The 21192-nt window shown below is 73.7% G+C and carries 20 protein-coding genes; 6 read left to right on the top strand and 14 right to left on the bottom strand.

The window, feature by feature from the left end:
• The first annotated feature begins 141 nt into the window (after nucleotides 1-141).
• Nucleotides 142-1161: an aspartate-semialdehyde dehydrogenase gene (locus ACQUQD_RS26720; RefSeq protein WP_428954672.1), complete on the top strand. Its 1020-nt coding sequence runs from the start codon at nucleotides 142-144 to the stop codon at nucleotides 1159-1161.
• A gap of 23 nt (nucleotides 1162-1184) precedes the next feature.
• On the opposite strand, the gene ACQUQD_RS26715 is transcribed toward ACQUQD_RS26720, so the two are convergent.
• Nucleotides 1185-2387, bottom strand: coding sequence for an MFS transporter (locus ACQUQD_RS26715; protein ID WP_428954671.1), 1203 nt, complete (start codon nucleotides 2385-2387; stop codon nucleotides 1185-1187).
• Nucleotides 2388-2478: 91 nt separating this feature from the next.
• On the opposite strand from ACQUQD_RS26715, the gene ACQUQD_RS26710 reads away from it, so the two are divergent.
• Complete coding sequence (locus ACQUQD_RS26710) at nucleotides 2479-3387, top strand: LysR family transcriptional regulator (RefSeq protein WP_428954670.1); 909 nt, start codon at nucleotides 2479-2481, stop codon at nucleotides 3385-3387.
• Here the strand turns inward: ACQUQD_RS26710 and ACQUQD_RS26705 are convergent.
• Nucleotides 3329-3844 (bottom strand): DUF1203 domain-containing protein, encoded by a 516-nt coding sequence (locus ACQUQD_RS26705; protein WP_428954669.1) that lies wholly within the window; start codon nucleotides 3842-3844, stop codon nucleotides 3329-3331. The genes ACQUQD_RS26710 and ACQUQD_RS26705 overlap by 59 nt on opposite strands.
• A gap of 122 nt (nucleotides 3845-3966) precedes the next feature.
• Here ACQUQD_RS26705 and pepN point away from each other — a divergent pair, with 122 nt between their 5' ends.
• Nucleotides 3967-6540 carry an aminopeptidase N gene (pepN, locus tag ACQUQD_RS26700; protein WP_428954668.1) on the top strand — a complete coding sequence of 858 codons (2574 nt, stop codon included), beginning with the start codon at nucleotides 3967-3969 and terminating at the stop codon, nucleotides 6538-6540.
• Nucleotides 6541-6770: 230 nt separating this feature from the next.
• Here the strand turns inward: pepN and alc are convergent, their stop codons facing one another.
• Nucleotides 6771-7910 carry an allantoicase gene (alc, locus tag ACQUQD_RS26695; RefSeq protein ID WP_428954667.1) on the bottom strand — a complete coding sequence of 380 codons (1140 nt, stop codon included), beginning with the start codon at nucleotides 7908-7910 and terminating at the stop codon, nucleotides 6771-6773.
• Between the two features lie 76 nt (nucleotides 7911-7986).
• The gene (locus ACQUQD_RS26690) at nucleotides 7987-8904 is read right to left on the bottom strand and encodes a LysR family transcriptional regulator (RefSeq protein ID WP_428954666.1); all 918 of its coding nucleotides are present in this window, start codon (nucleotides 8902-8904) and stop codon (nucleotides 7987-7989) included.
• A gap of 33 nt (nucleotides 8905-8937) precedes the next feature.
• On the opposite strand from ACQUQD_RS26690, the gene ACQUQD_RS26685 reads away from it, so the two are divergent.
• On the top strand, nucleotides 8938-9411 hold the full coding sequence (locus tag ACQUQD_RS26685) for an N-acetyltransferase family protein (protein WP_428954665.1): 474 nt from the start codon (nucleotides 8938-8940) through the stop codon (nucleotides 9409-9411).
• On the opposite strand, the gene ACQUQD_RS26680 is transcribed toward ACQUQD_RS26685, so the two are convergent.
• The 4 genes from ACQUQD_RS26680 to ACQUQD_RS26665 all read right to left on the bottom strand — a co-directional run bounded on the left by ACQUQD_RS26680 (nucleotide 9408) and on the right by ACQUQD_RS26665 (nucleotide 13651).
• On the bottom strand, nucleotides 9408-10391 hold the full coding sequence (locus tag ACQUQD_RS26680; RefSeq protein WP_428954664.1) for an alpha/beta fold hydrolase: 984 nt from the start codon (nucleotides 10389-10391) through the stop codon (nucleotides 9408-9410). The genes ACQUQD_RS26685 and ACQUQD_RS26680 overlap by 4 nt on opposite strands.
• Before the next feature lie 89 nt (nucleotides 10392-10480).
• Entirely contained in the window at nucleotides 10481-11428 is a 948-nt protein-coding gene (locus ACQUQD_RS26675) for a DMT family transporter (protein WP_428954663.1), read from the bottom strand.
• Nucleotides 11429-11465: 37 nt separating this feature from the next.
• A complete protein-coding gene (locus tag ACQUQD_RS26670) occupies nucleotides 11466-12386 on the bottom strand; it encodes an EamA family transporter (protein ID WP_428954662.1) in 921 nt (306 codons plus the stop codon).
• Nucleotides 12383-13651, bottom strand: coding sequence for an MFS transporter (locus tag ACQUQD_RS26665; RefSeq protein ID WP_428954661.1), 1269 nt, complete (start codon nucleotides 13649-13651; stop codon nucleotides 12383-12385). The genes ACQUQD_RS26670 and ACQUQD_RS26665 overlap by 4 nt, the downstream gene beginning before the upstream one ends.
• A gap of 104 nt (nucleotides 13652-13755) precedes the next feature.
• Here ACQUQD_RS26665 and ACQUQD_RS26660 point away from each other — a divergent pair, with 104 nt between their 5' ends.
• The gene (locus ACQUQD_RS26660) at nucleotides 13756-14259 is read left to right on the top strand and encodes a MarR family winged helix-turn-helix transcriptional regulator (protein ID WP_428954660.1); all 504 of its coding nucleotides are present in this window, start codon (nucleotides 13756-13758) and stop codon (nucleotides 14257-14259) included.
• 6 nt (nucleotides 14260-14265) lie between these two features.
• Here the strand turns inward: ACQUQD_RS26660 and ACQUQD_RS26655 are convergent, their stop codons facing one another.
• The 3 genes from ACQUQD_RS26655 to ACQUQD_RS26645 are packed head-to-tail and all read right to left on the bottom strand — an operon-like array spanning nucleotide 14266 to nucleotide 17636.
• Entirely contained in the window at nucleotides 14266-14910 is a 645-nt protein-coding gene (locus ACQUQD_RS26655) for a LuxR C-terminal-related transcriptional regulator (protein ID WP_428954659.1), read from the bottom strand.
• Complete coding sequence (locus ACQUQD_RS26650; RefSeq protein WP_428954658.1) at nucleotides 14874-16127, bottom strand: histidine kinase; 1254 nt, start codon at nucleotides 16125-16127, stop codon at nucleotides 14874-14876. The genes ACQUQD_RS26655 and ACQUQD_RS26650 overlap by 37 nt, the downstream gene beginning before the upstream one ends.
• Nucleotides 16128-16166: 39 nt before the next feature.
• A complete protein-coding gene (locus ACQUQD_RS26645; protein ID WP_428954657.1) occupies nucleotides 16167-17636 on the bottom strand; it encodes an FAD-dependent monooxygenase in 1470 nt (489 codons plus the stop codon).
• A 151-nt stretch (nucleotides 17637-17787) separates the two neighbouring features.
• Here ACQUQD_RS26645 and ACQUQD_RS26640 point away from each other — a divergent pair, with 151 nt between their 5' ends.
• Nucleotides 17788-18369 (top strand): TetR family transcriptional regulator, encoded by a 582-nt coding sequence (locus ACQUQD_RS26640; protein ID WP_428954656.1) that lies wholly within the window; start codon nucleotides 17788-17790, stop codon nucleotides 18367-18369.
• 67 nt (nucleotides 18370-18436) lie between these two features.
• Here ACQUQD_RS26640 and ACQUQD_RS26635 read toward each other — a convergent pair whose 3' ends face one another.
• From ACQUQD_RS26635 to ACQUQD_RS26625, 3 genes are read right to left on the bottom strand one after another with little or no spacing between them, the layout of a single operon-like run.
• Nucleotides 18437-18676 carry a hypothetical protein gene (locus ACQUQD_RS26635; RefSeq protein WP_428954655.1) on the bottom strand — a complete coding sequence of 80 codons (240 nt, stop codon included), beginning with the start codon at nucleotides 18674-18676 and terminating at the stop codon, nucleotides 18437-18439.
• A 20-nt stretch (nucleotides 18677-18696) separates the two neighbouring features.
• Nucleotides 18697-20793 (bottom strand): 4-alpha-glucanotransferase, encoded by a 2097-nt coding sequence (gene malQ, locus ACQUQD_RS26630; RefSeq protein WP_428954654.1) that lies wholly within the window; start codon nucleotides 20791-20793, stop codon nucleotides 18697-18699.
• Nucleotides 20790-21002, bottom strand: coding sequence for a hypothetical protein (locus tag ACQUQD_RS26625; RefSeq protein ID WP_428954653.1), 213 nt, complete (start codon nucleotides 21000-21002; stop codon nucleotides 20790-20792). Before ACQUQD_RS26625 ends, malQ begins: the two co-directional genes overlap by 4 nt.
• Nucleotides 21003-21192: the final 190 nt, after the last annotated feature.

The following is a 21192-nucleotide window of genomic DNA, read 5'->3' as shown; positions in this document are numbered from 1 at the left end:
CCGGAACGTTCGCCTCCACCTGTGGTGAACCCCACGTGTCCCGTTCCGCGGACAATCGATTGGACAAGGCGGGCCTGGACAGACGCATCATGGACGCACCCGCCAGGCCGGATGGCCGCACGCAAGCACGGAGGAACCCCTGTGAAGGTCGGAATCGTCGGAGCCACCGGTCAGGTCGGCACGGTCATGCGCAAGATCCTCGTCGAGCGTGCCTTCCCCGTCGACGAGCTGCGTCTGTTCGCCTCGGCGCGCAGCGCCGGCTCGGTCGTGGACGGCGTGACGGTCGAGGACGCCTCGACGGCCGACTACACGGGCCTGGACATCGTGCTGTTCTCCGCCGGCGGCGCCACGTCCAAGGCCCTCGCGGAGAAGGTCGCCTCGCAGGGCGCCGTCGTCATCGACAACTCCTCGGCCTGGCGCAAGGACCCCGAGGTGCCGCTCGTCGTCTCCGAGGTCAACCCGCACGCGATCGCGGACCGCCCCAAGGGCATCATCGCCAACCCGAACTGCACGACGATGGCCGCGATGCCGGTGCTGCGTCCGCTGCACGACGAGGCGGGCCTGGAGGCCCTCGTCGTCGCCACGTACCAGGCGGTCTCCGGTTCGGGTCTGGCCGGTGTGGCCGAGCTGCACGGGCAGGCGCAGAAGGTGGTCGCCGACGCCGACAAGCTGACGCACGACGGCGAGGCCGTCGACTTCCCCGAGCCGGACGTCTACAAGCGCCCCATCGCGTTCAACGTGCTGCCGCTCGCGGGCGCCATCGTCGACGACGGTCTGAACGAGACGGACGAGGAGCAGAAGCTCCGCAACGAGTCCCGCAAGATCCTGGAGATCCCGGGCCTGAAGGTCTCCGGCACCTGCGTGCGCGTCCCGGTCTTCTCCGGCCACTCGCTCCAGGTCAACGCCCGCTTCGCCCGCCCCCTCAGCACCGAGCGCGCCACCGAGCTGCTCGCGAACGCCCCGGGCGTGGAGCTGTCCGACATCCCGACGCCGCTGCAGGCCGCGGGCAAGGACGCGTCCTTCGTGGGCCGCATCCGCGGTGACGAGACGGTCGACAACGGCCTGTCCCTGTTCATCTCGAACGACAACCTCCGCAAGGGTGCCGCGCTGAACGCGGTGCAGATCGCGGAGCTGGTGGCGCAGGAGCTGTCCGCCAAGTAGTTCCTCCGTCGCGCGAGGGGCGGTCACCGGATGCCGGTGGCCGCCCCTCGTGCGTGGGCGCCCGTCGCGGCCGCTCCGAGCGCCAGCGCCCCGCCGAGCCAGAGCACCGAGGTCACGCCGAGCCGGTCGACGGTGACGCCCCCGGTGAGCGCGCCGAGCGCGATCGCGCAGTTGAAGACCCCGGCGAACAGCCCCGACACGGCCTCGCGGGCCCCGGCCGGAGCGGCGGCGGCCAGCCAGTTCTGGCCCGCCACGGAGACACCGCCGTAGGCCAGGCCCCAGGCGCACAGCAGCGCGGCGGACGCGAGGAGCGAGCCGCCCGCGGGCACGAGCAGCAGCGTGCCGGTGCCGAGCGCGGCGGCGAGGGCGGTGAGGGTGCGGCGCGGGGCACGGGCCGCGAGGGCGCCGCCGAGGAAAGTGCCGGCGATGCCCGCGACGCCGTACGCGAGGAGCAGGGCGCCGACGAGCTGCGGGTCGAGGTCCGGTACGCGTTCCAGGAGCGGGCGCACATAGGTGTACGCGGCGAAGTGCCCGGTCACGAGGAGCAGCAGGACGGCGAGTCCGCGCCGGACGCGGCCCGTCCGCAGCGGGGCGAGCAGGGCGGCGGGGCGGGCAGCGCGTGCGGCGGGCAGCGGCGGGAGCGCGGCGCGCAGCAGTACGGCGGCGGTGAGCGCGAGGGCGCCCCCGGCCACGAACGGCCAGCGCCAGCCGGTGAGTTCACCGAGGAAGGTGCCCGCGGGCAGGCCGGCGACGGAGGCGACGGCGATGCCGCTGAAGACGACGGCCGTGGCCCGTCCGACGCGCTCGGCCGGTACGAGCCGGGGCGCGAGCCCCGCCGCGAGCGCCCAGACCCCGCCGATGCAGATGCCGACGAGGGCACGGGCGGCGAGCAGGGCGGGCAGGTCCGGGGCGAGGGCGGACAGGGTGTGGGCGGCGCCGAGCAGGACGAGGAGTGCGGTGAGGACGGTGCGGCGGTCGGTGGCGCGGGCGGCGAGCGGCAGCAGCGGCGCGGCGCAGGCGGCGACGATCCCGGGGAGGGTGACGGCGAGTCCGACGGCGCCCTCCGACCGGTGGAGTCCCGCGGCGAGCGGGCTGAGCAGTCCGACGGGCAGCATCTCCCCGGTCACGACGGTGAAGGTGGCGAGGGCGAGCGCGAGGACGGCGCCGCGTGCGCGGGCGGGAGACAAGACGTCTGCCGGGGCGGGGAGTTCGGTACCGGTGTGCATGGGATCAAGGCTTCGCCGGGCGGGCGCCGGGAACAACGGCGAAGAGCTCACCCTTCTATGAGCGGGGCTCATCGATCGTCGAGGGGGACGCGTGCCGGGTCTGGAGCTGAAGGAGCTGGAGGCCTTCCTCGCGGTCGCCGAGGAGCTGCACTTCGGGCGGGCCGGTGAGCGGCTGTACGTGTCGCAGTCCCGGGTCAGCCAGCTGCTGGCCGCGCTGGAGCGGCGGGTGGGGGCGCGGCTCGTGGAGCGGACCAGCCGGCGGGTGCGGCTCACTCCGCTCGGCGACCGCTTCCTGTCCGAACTCCGGCCCGCTTACGAGGAGTTGGGCAGTGCCGTGGAGCGGGCCCGGGAGGCGGCGCGCGGGGTGGCGGGGCGGCTGCGGGTCGGCTTCCAGGGGACCGCGGACGAGCGGCTGACGGCGGCGCTGGCGCTGTTCCAGGAGCGGCATCCGGCCTGTGCGACGGAGATCGTGGAGGTGCCGTTCGCGGATCCGTTCGGCGCGGTGCGGCACCGGGAGGTGGACCTGGCGATCGTGCTGCTGCCGGTCGAGGAGCCGGACCTGGTGCTCGGCCCGACGTTCTCGCGCGAGCGGCAGAACGTCGCGGTGTCGGTACGCCATCCGTTCGCGGCCCGGACCGGGGTGGACGCGGCCGAACTGGCCGCCGCCCCGTTGATCGGGGCGGCGGGCCCGGCGCCCGCGTACTGGCGTGCGGCCCACGCCCCGACGGCCGCGCCGGGTCCCCGGGTGCGCACGCTCCAGGAGGGTCTGACGCTGGTCGCGGCGGGGCGCGGGGCGATGCTGCTGTGCCGCCCCACCGCGGAGTACCACGGGCGGCGGGACGTGGTGCACGTGCCGGTCGCCGGGCTGCCGGACTCGGAGCTCGGCGTGGTGTGGCACCGCGACGGGGAGACGGCGCGGGTGCGGGCCTTCGCGGCGGCGCTCAGTGCGTCGGCGGGCGACGCACCGCGAAGTGCAGGCAGCCGTACTCCACCGCCCTGACGTGCACGAGTACCACGGCCGGGTCGGTGAACGCCTCGTCGAGGGCCGCGTCGAATGCGGTCGTGGCGTCGGACGGGATCTCCAGGAGGCGGCCGCCGGCGATGTGGCCGCGGGCGTCGTAGCGGCGCAGGGTGCGCAGGGCGCCGGGGCGGTCGAAGGGGTAGTGGTCCGGGTCGGGCGCGGGGCCGCCGCAGTCGTCGGCGTGCAGGAAGACCGGGCCCTGTTCGTCGTAGGCGCCCGGGTCCGCGCCGGTCCGCGCGGCCCAGCGGCGCAGGGGCGCGTACGAGACGAGGGCGATGCGCTCGCCCTCGCGGACCGGCCGGAGGCAGCAGCGCAGCGGGGAGCCCGCGTCGTCGCCGGTGGCGGCGTACGGGACGCAGGGGCGGCCCGCGTCGTCGGTGGTCCGGAGTTCCTTGAGGGCGGTGGCGTCGATGGGCAGAGCGGTGTACCTGGTCATGGCTTCAGGCTCGCTCCGCGCCCGCGTGTTCACCGGCGGAAAACGGACATCGCGTTGCCGTACCCCGCGTGGAAGGATGGCCGGAAACGTCACAAACGTAGACCGCACTAGGAGATGACCGCGTGCCTGGCACCAATCTGACCCGCGTAGAGGCGCAAGCGCGGGCGAAGCTGCTCACCGTTGACTCGTACGAGATCGATCTCGACCTCTCCGGCGCGCAGGAGGGCGGCACGTACCGGTCGGTGACCACCGTGCGCTTCGACAGCGCGGAGGGCGGCGCCGAGACCTTCATCGATCTCGTCGCCCCGGCCGTGCACGAGGCGGTGCTGAACGGGCGCTCGCTGGACGTGGCCGCCGTGTTCCGTGACTCGCGCATCGCGCTGAAGCACCTGGAGCAGGGGCCGAACGAGCTGCGGGTGGTCGCCGACTGCGCGTACACGAACACCGGCGAGGGGCTGCACCGTTTCGTCGACCCCGTCGACCAGCAGGCCTACCTGTACACGCAGTTCGAGGTGCCGGACGCGCGGCGTGTGTTCGCCTCGTTCGAGCAGCCGGACCTGAAGGCCACCTTCCAGTTCACCGTGAAGGCGCCGAGCGGCTGGACCGTGATCTCGAACGCGCCGACGCCGGAACCCAAGGACGACGTCTGGGTCTTCGAGCCGACGCAGCGCATGTCGACGTACATCACGGCGCTGATCGTCGGCCCGTACCACTCGGTGCACTCCTCGTACGAGAACGCCGAGACGGGGCAGTCGGTGCCGCTCGGCATCTACTGCCGTCCCTCGCTGGCCGAGCACCTCGACTCGGACGCGATCTTCGAGGTGACACGGCAGGGCTTCGACTGGTTCCAGGAGAAGTTCGACTACGCGTACCCGTTCGCGAAGTACGACCAGCTGTTCGTGCCGGAGTTCAACGCGGGCGCGATGGAGAACGCGGGCGCGGTCACCATCCGCGACCAGTACGTGTTCCGCTCGAAGGTGACGGACGCCGCGTACGAGGTGCGGGCGGCGACGATCCTGCACGAGCTGGCGCACATGTGGTTCGGCGACCTGGTCACCATGGAGTGGTGGAACGACCTGTGGCTGAACGAGTCGTTCGCCACCTACGCCGAGGCCGCCTGCCAGGCGTACGCGCCGGAGTCGAAGTGGCCGCACTCGTGGACCACGTTCGCCAACTCCATGAAGACGTGGGCCTACCGGCAGGACCAGCTGCCCTCCACGCACCCGATCATGGCCGAGATCAACGACCTCGACGACGTGCTCGTCAACTTCGACGGCATCACGTACGCCAAGGGCGCGAGCGTCCTCAAGCAGCTCGTCGCGTACGTCGGCATGGACGAGTTCTTCCAGGGCGTGCAGGCGTACTTCAAGCGGCACGCGTTCGGGAACACCCGCCTGTCCGACCTGCTCGGCGCTCTGGAGGAGACCAGCGGCCGGGACCTGAAGGCCTGGTCGAAGGCGTGGCTGGAGACGGCCGGCATCAACGTGCTGCGCCCGGAGATCGAGACCGACGAGCACGGTGTCATCACGTCGTTCGCGATCCGCCAGGAGGCCCCGGCGCTGCCCGAGGGCGCGAAGGGCACCTCGACGCTGCGGCCGCACCGCATCGCGATCGGCCTGTACGACCTCGACGACGACAGCGGCAAGCTGCTGCGCGGCGAGCGCCTCGAACTCGACGTCACCGCGAGCGAGTCGACGCCCGTGCCCGAGCTCGTCGGCAAGCACCGGCCGGCCGTGATCCTGCTCAACGACGACGACCTGTCGTACGCGAAGGTCCGTCTCGACGAGGACTCGCTGCGGGTCGTCACCGAGCACCTCGGCGACTTCGAGTCCTCGCTGCCGCGTGCCCTGTGCTGGGCGTCGGCCTGGGACATGACGCGCGACGCGGAGCTGTCCACCAGCGCCTACCTGGACCTGGTGCTGTCCGGCATCGCCAAGGAGTCCGACATCGGCGTCGTGCAGTCGCTGCACCGCCAGGTGAAGCTGGCGATCGACCTGTACGCGGCCCCTTCCCACCGTGACGCGCTGCTGGCCCGCTGGACCGAGGCGGCGCTGACCCATCTGCGGACCGCCGAGGCGGGCGGTGACCACCAGCTGGCGTGGGCCCGGGCGTTCGCGGCGACGGCCCGCACGCCGGAGCAGCTCGACCTGCTGGACGGTCTGCTGGAGGGCTCCCAGACCATCGAGGGCCTGGCCGTCGACACGGAGCTGCGCTGGGCGTTCGTGCAGCGGCTCGCGGCGGTCGGCCGCTTCGACGAGGCGGAGATCACCACGGAGTACGAGCGGGACCGCACGGCGGCCGGTGAGCGGCACGCGGCGACCGCCCGTGCCGCGCGTCCGACGCCGGAGGCGAAGGCGGAGGCCTGGGCCTCGGTCGTCGAGTCCGACCAGCTGCCGAACGCGGTGCAGGAAGCGGTGATCGGCGGCTTCGTCCAGACCGACCAGCGTGAGCTGCTCGCGCCGTACGCGGACAAGTACTTCGAGGCGCTCAAGGACGTGTGGGACTCGCGCTCGCACGAGATGGCGCAGCAGATCGCGGTCGGCCTGTACCCGTCGGTCCAGGTCTCCGAGGACACGCTCGCGAAGACGGCCGACTGGCTGGACTCGGCGGAGCCGAGCGCTGCGCTGCGGCGGCTGGTGTCGGAGTCGCGGGCCGGGGTCGAGCGGGCCCTGAAGGCGCAGGTCGCTGACGCGTAGGCCTCCGGCCGGTGCGGGGTCCGTCTTTCCGGGCCTCGCACCGCCCGAGTGACCTCGGTCCGTCCCGGGCCACGGGCCGGTGGGGGCTGGTCGCGCAGTTCCCCGCGCCCCTGAGATGCGCACTGCGTGCGGCATCTCATCGAGGGAGCAGCGGCGCAGCCGCATGCTCCACGGGCGCGGGGAACTACGCGACCGGCCACGACGAAAGCCGCACCCCGCGACGGATCACGTCACCCGCGGTGGAAGCGCTCGCGGAGCGTCGCCCGGCCCTCTTCCGTCAGGACGCCGTGCAGCCGCATGCGGGCGACGCCGCCGTCGGGGAAGGCGTCCAGGCGTACGTGCGTGACGACGGCCTGTGCGGCGAGCGGGAAGCGGTGGAGGGTGTCGGGCTGGAGGCGGGTGCGGGGGATGATCTCGAACCATTCGCCGGTCTCGCCGTTGCGGCCGCTCAGCGCGATCCAGCCCGCCGAGTTGCCCTTCAGGTAGGCCGTGTCGATCTCGACGGCGCGGATGGCGCCCTGCGCGGCGAGGCGGAAGCGGACCCAGTCGTTGGTGCCGTGGACGCGGCGGCGCCGGTTCTCCCAGCCGTCGTCCATCTTGCGGGAGGTGCCGGGCAGGATGATCTGGGTCGGCGACGAGTAGAACTTGTCGGACGCGTCCTCGTACACCCCGCCGTTGAGGACCGAGAGCAGGTCGAACGTGCCGAGCAGGTCGAGCCACTCGGGGTCCGGGACGACCTCGCCGTGGACGCGCAGGCGGGCGATGCCGCCGTCGGGGTGCTGGCAGACGCGGAGGTGCGTGTAGCGCCGCTCGGAGGTGACCGTGAAGGCGTTCGCCGCGTGGCCGCGGACCTGGCTGCGCGGGACGATCTCCTCCCACTTCACGTCGTCGGCGAGCAGGTCCTCGGGGCTCGGGGTGCCGGGCACTGAGGTGGCCTGGATGCTCACGCGCTGCGGGTAGTTGCCGCGGAAGTGCGCGGTGTCGACGATGACGCCGCGGATCACGCCGGGGGCGCCGAGGCGGACGATCGCCCAGTCGTGGTCCTCGGGGGCGGGGAAGGGCGAGTCGGCGGTGCCGCGGCGGCGGCGGGTCTCCCAACCGTCCATGATCTTGCCCTTGTGCCCGAAGTGCTCGGGGTCGAAGACGGCCCGCTCGCGCACGAGGAGGTTCTCGCGCTCGGCGAAGAACTCGTCGTTGGCGGCGATGACCCCCGCGCCGAGCCGCCGGTCGGCGAGGTCGACCAGCTCGGCGAAGGCGGAGGCGTCACCGAAGGCGCGGTAGTCGGCGTACGGGTCGCCGCCGCCGTAGGGCGCGGCGTCGTTGGCGTGCGGGTCGGCGGTCTCGGCAGGTGTCGCGGGGGTCGTCGTCATGCGCCCACTGTCGAACGCGGCGACCGCACAGGTCCATCGAATGTTTCCGAGGTTCCTTTTCAGCTGAGCTGAACGATCACGTGGCGTGCTCCACGCGCAGCGCGTCCAGCACCCGCCGCACCGTCGCCCCCTCCTCGGCGCCTGAGCGCACGGCCGCCACCACATGCCGTACCGGACGGTCGGCGCCCAGCGCGCACATCACGACGCCGTCGCGGCGCGCGGCCGCCATCCGCGGTACGAGCGCGACCCCCATCCCTGCTTCGACCATGGCCAGGATCGCCGTCCAGCCGGCCGCGCTGTGCGCCTGCTCGGGCACGAACCCCGCGGCCTCGCACGCGGCGATGGTGATCTCGGACCAGGGCCCGGACCCGCCGAAGATCCACGGCTCTCCGGCGAGGTCGGCGAGCCGCAGGCCCGGCTCCTTCGCCAGCCGATGCCCGACCGGCAGGGCCACGTCGAGCGGGTCGGCGAGCAGCGGGACCCGGGTGAACTTGGGGTCGCGGGCCGTCGGCGCGTGCGCGGCGAGCGAGAGGGCGAGGTCGACGTCGCCGGACGCGAGCAGCTCGTAGGCCTGCGCGGCCTCGGCCTCGCGGACCCGGACGGTGATCCCGGGGTGGGCGGTGCGCAGCGCCCGTACGGCGGGCACGACGAGGGCGGGCACGGCGGTGGAGAACGCGGCGACCCGCACCGTCCCCGACTCCCCGTGCACATAGGACGCCAACTCGGCGTCGGCACGCTCCAGTTGGGCGAAGACGGCTTCCGCGTGTCCCAGTACGAGATGCGCCGCGTCGGTGAGCCGCACCCGGCGCCCCTGTGCTTCCAGGAGCGGCACCCCGAGCTGTTTCGCCAGATTGGTGAGCTGCTGCGAGACGGCGGAGGGCGTCATGAGGAGGGCCTGCGCGGTGGCGGTGACGGTGCCGCGCTCGCGCAGGGTGCGCAGGATGACCAGCTTCTTGACGTCCCACCGGTCCGGCCTCGGCCCTCGCTCGCTCATACGGCACAAAGTAACCCGGCCTAGGCTGGCGTCATGCAGCAGACGGTACGGATCCGGGCGGGCCGCCCGGACGAGGCGGAGCGGCTGAGCGCGCTGGCCCTGCGGTCGAAGGCGCACTGGGGGTACGACGCGGACTTCATGGCGGCGTGCGTGGCCGAGCTGACGCTCGGGGCGGACGAGGTCGCGGAGCGGCGGACGGTGGTGGCCGAGGACCGGGACGGGCGGGTGCTCGGCTTCGCGACGCTCGAAGGGCGGCCGCCGCGGGGCGAGTTGGGACTGATGTTCGTCGACCCGGACGCGATGGGCTGCGGCGTGGGCCGTCTCCTGTTCGACCAGGTGCGCGCCACGGCACGGGCCGCGGGTTTCGCCCGGTTCGGCTGGGCGGCGGACCCGAACGCCGTGCCGTTCTACGAGGCGATGGGCGGGCGGCGGGTCGGCACGATCCCGTCGGGGTCGGTGCCGGGCCGGGTGCTGCCGCTGATGGAGGCCGACCTCGGCGACGCCTAGGGAAGGGCGGCCAGCCATTCCACCAGCAGCCGGTTGACCTCGTCGGCCCGCTCCTGCTGGATCCAGTGCCCGGCCCCGTCGAGGACGTGCGAGGCGACGAGTCCGGGCAGGGTCTTCGGGAAGGCGTCGATCGCGTCGGCGAGCCACATCGTGGACGCGTCGCGCGCGCCGCCGACGAAGAGGGACGGCTGCGGGACGGGAGCGCCGTCGTAGGGCTCCAGGTCGGCCCAGTCGCGGTCCATGTTCCGGTAGCGCGCGAGGGCGCCGCCGAACCCGGTGCGTTCGAACTCGGCCGCGTAGACGTCGAGTTCGTCCTCGTCGAGCCAGCCGGGCAGCCGGCCTGCCGCGGGGAAGCGGTCCCGCAGCCGGCCGCCGCGCGGGACGAAGTGCGGGTCGGGGGCGTCCGGGCCGGGCATCGTGTCGGCGGACAGCGCCGCGTAGAACCCGGCCAGCCAGCCGCGGACGTCCGGCTCGGTCTCCGCCTCGGCGCGTCCCGGCTCCTGGAAGTACGAGACGTAGAACTCCTGCTCCCCGCCGGCCATCGCGGCGAACACCTCGCTCGGCCGCGGTCCGCCGCGCGGCGCGTACGGCACGCTCAGCAGGCCGACGGCGCGGAACACGTCGGGGCGCAGCAGCGCCGAGTTCGCGGCGATGTTCGCTCCCCAGTCGTGGCCGACGACGACCGCGCTCTCCTCGCCGAGGGCGCGCACCACGGCGGCGCTGTCCTCGACGAGTTCCGTCATCCGGTAGGCCTCGGTGGCGGCGGGCCGGGAGGAGCGCCCGTATCCGCGGACGTCGACGGCGACGGCCCGGTACCCGGCCGCGGCCAGGGCCGGGAGCTGGCGCCGCCAGGAGTACCAGGACTCGGGGAAGCCGTGCAGGAGCAGGACGAGCGGGCCGGTGCCCTGCTCCACGAGGTGGGTGCGGCCGGCGGGCGTGGGGACGAGGCGGTGGACCGGGGCGGCGGGCGGCTGCGTCATGGGGACCTCCGGGAAGGGCGGCACTGCGGTGCTCCGATCGTCTCCCCGACCGGTCCGCGGCGCCGCGCCTTGTTGCCGGTCCGGCAAATTCAGCGGGTTCCACCGGGTCGCCGGGCCGCCGAGGCGAGCACGACGCCGCCCAGGATCAGACCCATGCACAGCAGCTGCGCCCAGCCCGTCGCCTCGCCGAGCACGGCGTAGGAGAGCAGGGCCACACAGACCGGCTGGAGGTAGTAGACGGCTCCGGCGCGGGCGGCGCCCACCAGCGCGATCGCCTTGTTCCAGGCGAAGAAGGCGACGGCCGAGGAGACCACGCCGACGTACAGCAGCGGGCCGACGGTGCCGGGTCGCGCCTCGAAGCCGCCCTGCACCGCAAGGCTCACCCCGTACGCGGGCAGCAGCATGAGCGCGCCGAGCACGAAGGTCGCGAACAGGAACGCCACGCCGCCGATCTCCTGGGGCCTGCGGCGCAGCAGTGCGCTGTACGAGCCGAAGCAGACGGCCGCGGCGACCACCCACAGGTCGCCGGGGGCGAAGTCGGGGGTGGGCGAGCCCTTGCTGACGAGGAGCACGACTCCGGCGCAGGCCAGCAGGGTTCCGGTGACGCGGCGGGCGCCGAGGCGGGCCCCGCCGAGCCGTTCGTACAGCGCCATGAGCACCGGGGACGCCGCCATGATCATGCCCATGTTGCCGGCGGAGGTGGTCAGTCCCGCCTGGTTGACGAGGGTGTTGTAGACGGTGACGCCGAGGAGCGCGGCCAGCGTGACGTAGCCCAAGTGCCTGCGCATCAGGGCCCGTTCGCGCCAGGCCGCGCGGATCCCGAACGGGGCGAGCGCCACGATCGCGACGATCCAGCGCCAGAACGCGTGCTGGACCGGCGGCACGCTGTCGTGCAGGGCGCGGGAGGTGACGAAGCTGCCGGACCAGACGACGGTGGCGAGGGCGGCGAGGGCGAGTCCGGTACCGAGCCCTCCGGCCGCGCGGCCGGGGGCCGCGCTCGGCGCCACAGGGGTGCGGGTTCGGTCCAGGACGGCCATCGGAGTCCTCTCGTGCGGGGTGTCTGCGGGTACGGAGCTACCGTCGCAGCACGTCACCCATCACGTCCATCGAATGTTTTCGCTGATTACGTTCAGCAGATCTGAACATTCGAGCGGGGAGCTGGCCGGTCACGGTCGCCCCGAACGCCAGCGCCATACCGGCCAGTTGGACCGCCGTCAGGCTCTGTCCCAGTGCCACCCAGCCGATCACCGCCGCCGTCAGCGGTGAGAGCGGGCCGAGGAAGGTGACCTGGGTGGCGGTGAGGCGGCCGATGCCGCGGAACCAGAGCCAGTACGCGACCGCCGTGTTGGCCAGCGCGAGGTACGCGTAGCCGGTCAGGGCCCGGCCGTCCAGGGCCGGCGGCGCGCCCTCGACCGCGAGCGCGAGCGGCGCGATCAGCAGTCCGCCCGCCGTCAGCTGCCAGCCGGTCAGCGCCAGCGGGCCGGCGCCCTCGGGGCGGCCCCACTTCTTCGTCAGGACCGTGCCCGTCGACATCGACGCCGTCGAGGCGAGGGCCGCCGCGACGCCGAGCGCGTCGAGCGCGCCCGCGGCCCGCAGCACCACGAGGCTGACGCCGAGCGCGGCCACGGCCCCGGTCACCAGCGTGCGCCGCGAGGGGCGCCGGCCGAGCAGGCCCGCCGACAGGCCCGCCACGAACAGCGGGCCGAGGGAGCCGACCACGGCGGCGAGACCGCCCGGCAGCCGGTACGCGGACAGGAACAGCAGGGGGAAGAACGCGCCGATGTTCAGCGCGCCCAGGACCGCCGCCTTCCACCACCACTCCCCCGTCGGCAGCCGGCGCGCCAGCGCGAGGAGCAGCAGCCCGGCGGGCAGGGCGCGCACCGCCGCCGTGAACAACGGGCGGTCCGGCGGCAGCAGTTCGGTCGTCACCGCGTAGGTGGAGCCCCAGGAGACGGGGGCGAGCGCGGTCAGCAGCACCACGGTCGCCCGGTTCACGACGCCACCGCCACCGGCTCGCGCACGGCCCGCGGGGCGCGCGCCACGACGACCGACTCCACCGGCAGCCGCCGCTCGACGCGGATCAGCAGCCCGGCCGCCACGGCGGAGGTGGCGATCAGGAACAGCCACGGCACCCGGCCGTCGAGGGCGAGCAGGCCGGTGAAGAGCGAGGGCGAGACCGCCTTGGCCAGGGACCAGGACAGCTGGTAGGCCGCGAGGTAGCGGCCGCGGGCCCGCTCCGGCGCCGCGGAGACCGCGAGGACCTCGGCGGCCGGGCTGTGCACCAGCTCGCCGAGTGTGTAGACGACGACCAGGACGACCAGGGCCGTACCGACGGGCCAGGCGCCGTCCGGCCGGGCCGTGCCGAGCACCGCGAGGCCCGCGAACGACGCGGCGAACAGCATTCCGCCGAGTGCCGCCGCGCGGGTGCGGCGTGCTCCGGCGCCGCGCACCCGGCCCGCGACGAACATCCCGGCGACCGCGCACAGCACCGTGTTGACCGTGAACGCCGTGCCGGTGAGCGCCGCCGGGCCGTGCAGCCACTGCACGACGAACAGCGGGAAGAGCACCGAAAGGGCCGAGTAGGACAGGGCGTTGAGGAAGTTGGCGCCGGTCAGGACCAGAAAGGGGCGGTCGGCCGCGACCAGCCGGTAGCCCGCTGCGCGCCGGGGGCCCGCTTGGGTGCGCACCGGTCGCAGCGGGATCAGCAGCAGCGCCGCCGCCGCGAACGTCAGCGCGTTGCCCCAGGCCGCGTACGTGTACGCGCCGGGGCCCGCGACCGCGATGAGCAGCGTCGCGAGCAGCGCGCCCGCGCCGCTGCCGCCGTTGGTGAGCGCGCGCAGGGCCGCCTGGAGCCGGTCGCGGTCGGCGCCGCGTGCCACCTCGCCGATGAGCGCGGACTGCGCGGCGGGGAAGGCCCGGTCGGCGGCCGCCGTCATGAAGGCCACCGCGGCGAAGGCGGGCAGCGAGTGGGCCGCCGGATAGAGCAGGAAGCCGGCGGCCCGGACCGCGTAGAGCGCGTACTGGACGGGACGCGCCCCGAACCGGTCGACCGCCGCGCCGGCCAGCGGCAGCGCGCCCATCCCGGCCAGGCCCGTCGCGGTGAGGACGGTGCCGACGACCGGGAACGACAGGCCGGTGACGTAGTGGAAGAAGACCAGGGTGAACGGGACGTACATGCCGTTGCCGATGCCGTTCACGGCGGCGGCGAAGGTCATGGACCGTTCGCCGGGTATGCGGCGCTTGTTCTTCACCGGATTCACCGGGACCCCCTCAAGTAGCTCGATGGAAAGTAGCTTAGCCGCAAGCTACTTTTCGTCAAGCAACTTTCTTGCCTGGGAGCGAGAAGCCTCGGATACTCGGGGTCATGACTGACAAGGACGCCGTCGACGCGATCGTCGACCAGTGGGCGACGGTGCGGCCGGACCTGGACACCACCGCCATGGAGGTCTTCGGACGCGTCTACCGGCTGGCCCGGGGCATGGGCGACCGGATCGAGAAGACGTACGCGCGACTCGGCATCTCCCGCGGCGAGTTCGACGTGCTGGCGACCCTGCGCCGCGCCGACGCCCCCTACACCCTCTCGCCGCGCCAGCTGTCGGCCACGCTGATGCTGACCACGGGCGGCATGACCGGGCGCCTCGACAAGCTGGAGCGGCGGAACCTGGTGCGCCGCTCCCCCGACCCGCACGACCGGCGCGGACTGCACGTCACCCTGACCGACGAGGGCCTGGCGATCGTGGACGAGGCCGTGGGCGCCGGCCTCGACGTCCAGCGCAAGGCCCTGGAAGCGGCGCTCGACGGTCCTCAGGCCCAGCAACTGTCCGATCTGCTGAGGCAGTTGCTGGCGACCACCGCTCCCGGCGAGTAGCGGGCCTCAGCCCTCCAGGTACGCCAGTACGGCCAGCACCCGGCGGTTGTCGCTCTCGCCGGGCAGGAGGCCGAGCTTCGTGAAGATGTTGCCGATGTGCTTGGCCACGGCCTTCTCGGTGACGAACAGCGCCTCCGCCACCCCCGCGTTGGACCGCCCCTGCGCGAGCAGGCCGAGCACCTCGCGCTCCCGGGCGGTCAGGGAGCCGAGGCGCCGGTCGCGGACCTTGCGGGCCAGCAGCTTCGAGACGACCTCGGGGTCCATCACGGTGCCGCCGCCGGCGACCTGCCCGATGGTGCGCAGGAACTCGGCGCCGTTCGTCACCCGGTCCTTCAGGACGTAGCCGACCGCGCCGGCGCCGTCCGCCAGCAACTCCCTGGCGTACAAGGGCTCCACGTACTGCGAGAGCAGCAGCACCGGGAGCCCCGGCACCTGTTCGCGTGCGGCGAGGGCCGCGCGCAGGCCCTCGTCGCTGAAGTCCGGGGGCAGCCGGACGTCGACGATCGCGACGTCGGGCCGCTCCGCGACGAGGACCTTGCGCAGTTCGGGACCGTTGTCGACGGCGGCGGCGACCTCGTGGCCGTACGCGCCGAGGAGCCGGACGAGACCGTCCCTCAGCAGGAAGTGGTCTTCGGCGACGACAACGCGCACGGCACCTCCATCGAGATCTGCGTCGGACCGCCGGCCGGGCTGTTGACCGCGAGGACGCCGTCGAAGGTGGCCAGGCGGCGCTCGATCCCGGCGAGGCCGCTGCCCCGGGACGGGTGCGCGCCGCCGTGCCCGTCGTCGGTGACGCCGACGCGCAGGGCCGAGCGCGCGGTGTCGTAGCCGATGTCGATCCACAGCCGTTCGGCGTCCGCGTGCTTGGCCGCGTTCGTGACGGCCTCGGCGACCGCGAAGTACACGGCCGACTCGACGGGCGGCTCGGGGCGGGCCGGCAGGTCGACGGTGACCTCCGTGTCCAGCGGGCTCAGCAGCGCCAACGACCGCACGGCGTCGGCCAGTCCGCGGTCGGCGAGGACCGGCGGGTGGATGCCGCGGACCAGGTCGCGCAGTTCCTTCAACGCGGCCGACGAGGAGGCACGGGCCTCGGCGAGCAGCGTCCGTACGGCCTCCGGGTCGTCCTTCAGCCGGTGCTCGGCGGCGTCCAGCGTCATGCCCATCGCCACCAGGCGGGCCTGGGCGCCGTCGTGCAGGTCCCTTTCGATGCGGCGCAGTTCGGCCGCGGAGGTGTCGACGGCGTCGGAGCGGGTCGCGGACAGATGGGCGATGCGGGCGGCCATCATCTCCTGCTCGCCGGGGGCGAGGGTCGCGCGGACGAAGCGGGCGTGCCGGTCGACCATGGCGGGCGCGATCCCGAGGCCGGTCGCGGCGACGACGAGTCCGAGCAGACCCGCCATCAGGGCCGTGGGGACGTCCGTCACGTGGATGATCGTGTACCAGAGGCCGTCCCAGCCGGTGCCCCGGTCGGCGAGGTACGGGCCGAAGAACGCGAGGAAGACGCCCCACAGTCCGTAGCCGACAAGGCCGACGGGAAGGCCGGCGACGAGTCCGGCGGCGAACGAGTACAGCGTGATCCAGCGCCACTCGCGCAGCCGCTGCGGGTCCTCCAGGAGCCACCGGTAGCGGGCCACGACCCCGCGCCGCTCCGTGCCGTGCCCGTCCCGCGCGGCGGGCGGCGCCTCGACGGTGATCCCCGACCAGGCGGCGGCCAGCTTCCGCTCCCGGTCCACGAGGCGGCGCATCCCCGCCGCGGCCCGCGGCAGCCACCCCGGCACGGGCGTCCACAACGCCGTCCCGACCATCGCCGACCAGTGCATCGCCGCCACCGAGAGCCACCACAACCGGTAGCACCTCCTGAGCGCCACGACCCGCTCCATGTCCCCCAACTCCCCTGCTCGCTCCAGCTATCGCAAAGAGTATGTGGCGAACTCGCGGGGGAAGTCGGTGGACTTAACTCCCCCTTCTGCCGACGTCGACGCCCACGCCGCGTACCCGTCGGGCCGCACCAGCAGGGCCGTGCGGCGGTCGCTCGCCCAGTGGGCGACCCGGACGCCGTCGCTCCTGTACGCGGTCCCCTCGGGCAGGATCAGCACGAACTCGCCCGCGCGCAAGGCCTCGTAGAGCCGGGTGCCGCCGGCGAGGGCCACGTCGGGCACCCGCTTGCCGACGAGCGGGTGGGCACCCTTCGGCGCCGGGTAGGCGACGCCGATGCCGGTGATCTGGCCGAGGGCGCGCTCGCGGGCGGGGCGGATCCGGTCGAGCACGGCGGTGAGGGCGCCGCGGGCCGCGAACATCCAGGGGGTCTTGGCCATCGCCATCCGTACCAGGCCACCGCTGCTGCGCAGCACGGCCTTGCCGACGGGGTGCCGCTCGGCCTCGTACGTGTCCAGCAGGGCGTCGGCAGCACGCCCGCCCACGACGGCGGCCAGCTTCCAGCCGAGGTTCGCGGCGTCCTGGAGACCGGTGTTCATGCCCTGGCCGCCCGCCGGGGTGTGCACGTGCGCGGCGTCGCCCGCGAGCAGGACGCGGCCCACGCGGTAGTGCGGCGCCTGGCGTTCGTCGCTGTGGAAGCGGGACATCCAGCGGGCGTCGTGCATGCCGTAGTCGCGGCCGAGGGCGAGCCGGGCGATCTCCTTGACCTCGTCGAGGCCGAGGGGCTCGCTGTCGGGCACGTCGCGGGCGCGGTTCCAGCCGATGACGCGGTAGTAGCCGTCGCCGAAGGGGGCGATGAAGGCGAAGGCGTCGCCGACGGTGTTCACGGTGAGCAGGTCGTCCGGCTGCTCGGCGAGGCGGACGTCGGCGAGGACGACGGAGCGGATGACCGACTTTCCCGGGAAGGGCAGGCCCACGGCCTCCCGTACGGCGCTGCGCATGCCGTCGGTGCCGACGACGTAGGCGGCGCTCAGCTCGGCCGGCTCGCCGTCCGCGCCCCGGACCTGGAGGGTGACCCCGTCGGTGCCCTGGACCAGGCCGGTCACCTCGGTGTCGTACGCGAAGACGACCCCGGCCTCGGCCGCGCGCCGCTCCAAGACCTTCTCGACCTCGTACTGCGGGACGACGAGGAGGTGGTCGAAGCGGGTGGGCAGGCCGGTCAGCTCGATGGTGAGGCTGCCGAACAGCCGCAGCCGGTCGAGCACCCGGCCCTTCTCCTCGATCTCGTCGGCGAGGCCGCGCGCGTCGAGCTGTTCCAGGGTGCGGGCGTGCACGACGAAGGCGCGGGAGAGGTTGCTGATCTTGTGGGGACGCTTCTCGACGAGGGTGACGGGGACGCCGGCGGCGGCGAGGTCCCCGGCGAGCAGCAGGCCGGTGGGGCCGGAGCCGACGACGATGACGGAGCGGTCGTGCGGGGTGCCGTGGTGCGCGGTGCCGTTCATGAGGGCCTCCTACGACCGGGCCGCGCCGACGCCTTCTGGTCAACGCTTGTTGGTCAACGCTTGTTGGTCAACGCTTGTTGGTCAACGCTTGTTGGCAAACGTAGAGCCGCAGCTATGGACTGTCAACAGGCGTTGGCCTACGTTTGTTGGCATGAGCGAGAAGCAGCAGGCCGGACGCCGTTCCGACGCCACCAGGGCCACGATCCTCGCGGCGGCCCGGGAGCGGTTCGCGGCGGACGGGTACGAGCGGGCCACGATCCGGGCCATCGCGGGCGACGCGCGGATCGACCCGTCCATGGTGATGCGGTACTTCACGAACAAGGAAGGTCTCTTCGCGGCGGCCGTCGCCGTGGATCTGGAGCTGCCGGACCCGGCCGGCGTCCCGCGCGACGAGCTGGGCCGCGCCCTGGTGACCCGCTTCCTGGACCTGTGGGAGGAGAACGAGGTGCTCACGGCGCTGCTGCGGGTCGGCGTCACCAATCCGGCCGCCGCCGAGCGGATCCAGGGCGTGCTGCGCGACCAGCTGATCCCGGTGGCCCGGCAGGTCTGCCCCGTCCCGGAGCAGGCGCCGGCCCGGGCGGCCCTGTGCGCGTCCCAGGTGCTCGGGCTCGCGCTGACGCGGTACGTGCTGCGGTTCCCGGCGAGCGTGGCGCTGGACCGGGCGGAGATCGTGGACTGGCTCGCCCCCACGGTGCAGCGCTATCTCACGGCGAAGCGGCCGCACACCCCGTGAGAACGCGTCGAGGGCACCCGCCGCGACGGATGCGCGGCGGGTGCCCTCGACGGGGAAACTCTGCGGGTCAGCCCTGCTTCGGCTGCTTGCGGGACTTGTCGCCCAGGATCACGAGGCCGGCGATCACCAGGAAGATGACGATCGGGGCGGCGACGTAGAGGCCGAGCGTCTCGATCACGCTCAGGCCCTTACCCGGGTCGTCGCCGTCGTCGCGCGTGAGCGCGAGCGCGGGGGACGACATGAGGAGCATCATCAGCGTCGTACCGGAGGCCAGGGCGCCGGCGCGCAGGGCGTTCTTCTTGTCCACGGTGCCAACGTAGCGAACCCCTAAACGCGCCGCGCGTCCGGGGGGCCTGTAAGGGGCACGGCCGTCTGCGCGTGCCGGTCCCCGAACACCGCCAGCAGGGCGTGCGCGCGGGCCGATGCGGCCAGTTCCTCCAGGGTGACGGGGCGGCCGGCGGCGTCCGCGACGGGCAGCCGCCAGTTCGGGTACTCGTCCCAGGTGCCGGGCAGGTTCTGCGGGCGCCGGTCGCCCACCAGATCGGGCAGCCAGAGGCCGACCAGCCGGGCCGGGGTGCGCAGCAGGAAGCGGTGCACGGCCCGGACGGCCTCCTCCTCGTCGTCGTGGCCGCCGCGCGGCAGCAGGCCGAGCCGGGCGAACAGGGCGAGCCAGTCCGCCACCTCCGCCGCCGCCTCGGCCGGTGTCGCCGTGGACAGTCCGAGCCGCTCGCGCAGCCGCACGTCGTCGCCGGACAGCCGGGCCGCGGTGGACGGCAGGTCGTGCGTGGTGGCCGTGGCGACACAGTCCGTGCGCCACTCCTCGGCCGGCACCGGACGTCCGTCGCCCTCCCAGTCCCGCTCGAACCACAGCACCGACGTGCCGAGGACGCCGCGCTCGCGCAGCCGCTCGCGCACGCCCGGCTCGACCGTGCCCAGGTCCTCCCCGATGACGTACGTCCCCGAGCGCGCCGCCTCCAGGACGAGGACGGCCAGCATCGCCTCGGCGTCGTAGTGGACGTACGTGCCCTCGGTCGGGGCCTCGCCGTCCGGGATCCACCAGAGCCGGAACAGGCCCATCACATGGTCGATGCGGACGGCGCCCGCGTGCCGCATCAGATGGCGCAGCAGGTCGCGGAAGGGCGCGTAGCCGGTCGCCGCGAGGCGGTCGGGGCGCCACGGGGGCAGGCCCCAGTCCTGGCCGCGCGCGTTGAAGGCGTCCGGGGGCGCGCCCACGCTCATGCCCTGCGCGAAGACGTCGCGCTGCGCCCACGCGTCGGCGCCGCCCGGGTGCACGCCGACCGCGAGGTCGTGCACGAGCCCGATCGGCATGCCCGCGTCGCGCGCGGCCCGCTGGGCGGCGGCAAGCTGGGTGTCGGTGAGCCAGGCGAGCCGGCCGTGGAAGTCGACGCGGTCCATCAGTTCGCGGCGGGCGCGGGCGGTCTTCGGCGAGCGCGGGTCCTGGAGCGCGGCCGGCCAGGTGTGCCGGTCGGGGCCGTGGCGCTCGGCGAGCGCGCTGTACGTGGCGTGGTCCTCCAGGGCGGTGCCCTGCTCGGCGAGGAAGTCCCAGTAGGCGGCGCGGCGGCCGGGGGTCAGCGGGACGGCGTGGACCGCTTCGAGGGTCTCCCGCTTCAGCGCCCAGACCGCGTCCCGGTCGATCAACTCCCCGCCGCTCAGCACCGCTTCGCGCAGCCGGGCGGCCTCCCGCGCGCGTGAGGGGACGTACGCGTACTCGGGTACGTCCTCGATCCGCAGGTGCACCGGGTCGGGGAAGCGGCGGGACGAGGGGCGGTACGGGGACGGGTCGGTGCCGCCGTCGGGGCCCGCGGGGACCGCCGCGTGCAACGGGTTGACCTGGAGGAATCCGGTGCCGTGGGTGCGGGCCGACCAGGATGCCAGGTCGGCCAGGTCGCCGAGGTCGCCCATGCCCCAGGAACGGGCGGAGAGCAGGGAGTAGAGCTGGACCAGGAGGCCGTGCGTGCGGGGTGGCGGGAGCGGGGCGGTGGGCGGTGCGGCGATGAGGTGGGCGGTCGCCGTCGTGCCGTCCGTGGTTTCCGCCGTGAGTGTGTGCACGCCCGGTGGGGGGACTTCCTGTTCGCCGCTTCGCGGCGGATACGTCCACCTGCCCGCCCGTTCACCCGGCGGCTCGGGCGTCAGGGACAGGCGTGTGCCCTCGGGGAGTTCGGTCAGCCACGCCGGGCGCGGGTCGTCGAGCCACCACACCACCGTCGGCGGCAGCAGCCGGCCCGCCTGTTCGGCCTCCCGTGCGGCCAGCGCGTCGCGGATCGCCTCCGGGGTGCCCGCGTCGACGCCGAGCGCGGCGAGCGCCGCTGTGACGGCCGTGTCGGAGGCGCGGACCGTGCGGCCCGGTGCCGGGGAGTAGGACGTGGCCACGCCGTGCAGTGCGGCGAGCCGGGAAAGGCTCACCCCGCGGCCAGGCCGCTCGCGGTGGGCTCGGACGTCAGCGGGGCCGCGTCGGTGAGGGGCGGCTCGGAGGTCAGCGGGGCGTAGTCCGCGAAGGGCGGCTCGCTGGTGAGCGGCGGTTCGGTCGAGGACGTCGTGGTGTCGGCGCCGGTCAGCGTGGTGTCCGCCTGTTTGGAGAGGGCAGAGAGCAGGAGGTGTGCTGATGCGGCCACGAGGGCCTCCTTCGTCAGAGGTCGCGTACGTGTCTGGAGTCGGATGCCCTACCCAGTGGACACGCACGCAGACCTTTACGGGTGGAGAACGTGTTGCTGGTCACATTGTGGACGGCGAAAGGAACTTGACCATAGGGCGGTGAAAACCGGAAGTCCTGCGGCCGCCCCACCACGCCCGACCGGGCAATTG

The organism is Streptomyces sp. cg35, from assembly GCF_050410835.1.
Classification (GTDB): domain Bacteria; phylum Actinomycetota; class Actinomycetes; order Streptomycetales; family Streptomycetaceae; genus Streptomyces.
Note: the sequence above shows the minus strand (reverse complement) of the source record. Positions and strands in the feature narration are given on the sequence as shown.

What these genes read in the sequence shown, in the direction of transcription:
- ACQUQD_RS26715 (WP_428954671.1), bottom strand. Translation starts at nt 2,387, where the DNA reads ATGCACACCGGTACCGAACTCCCCGCCCCGGCAGACGTCTTGTCTCCC.
- ACQUQD_RS26705 (WP_428954669.1), bottom strand. Translation starts at nt 3,844, where the DNA reads ATGACCAGGTACACCGCTCTGCCCATCGACGCCACCGCCCTCAAGGAA.
- alc (WP_428954667.1), bottom strand. Translation starts at nt 7,910, where the DNA reads ATGACGACGACCCCCGCGACACCTGCCGAGACCGCCGACCCGCACGCC.
- ACQUQD_RS26690 (WP_428954666.1), bottom strand. Translation starts at nt 8,904, where the DNA reads ATGAGCGAGCGAGGGCCGAGGCCGGACCGGTGGGACGTCAAGAAGCTG.
- ACQUQD_RS26685 (WP_428954665.1), top strand. Translation starts at nt 8,938, where the DNA reads ATGCAGCAGACGGTACGGATCCGGGCGGGCCGCCCGGACGAGGCGGAG.
- ACQUQD_RS26680 (WP_428954664.1), bottom strand. Translation starts at nt 10,391, where the DNA reads ATGACGCAGCCGCCCGCCGCCCCGGTCCACCGCCTCGTCCCCACGCCC.
- ACQUQD_RS26675 (WP_428954663.1), bottom strand. Translation starts at nt 11,428, where the DNA reads ATGGCCGTCCTGGACCGAACCCGCACCCCTGTGGCGCCGAGCGCGGCC.
- ACQUQD_RS26660 (WP_428954660.1), top strand. Translation starts at nt 13,756, where the DNA reads ATGACTGACAAGGACGCCGTCGACGCGATCGTCGACCAGTGGGCGACG.
- ACQUQD_RS26645 (WP_428954657.1), bottom strand. Translation starts at nt 17,636, where the DNA reads ATGAACGGCACCGCGCACCACGGCACCCCGCACGACCGCTCCGTCATC.
- ACQUQD_RS26640 (WP_428954656.1), top strand. Translation starts at nt 17,788, where the DNA reads ATGAGCGAGAAGCAGCAGGCCGGACGCCGTTCCGACGCCACCAGGGCC.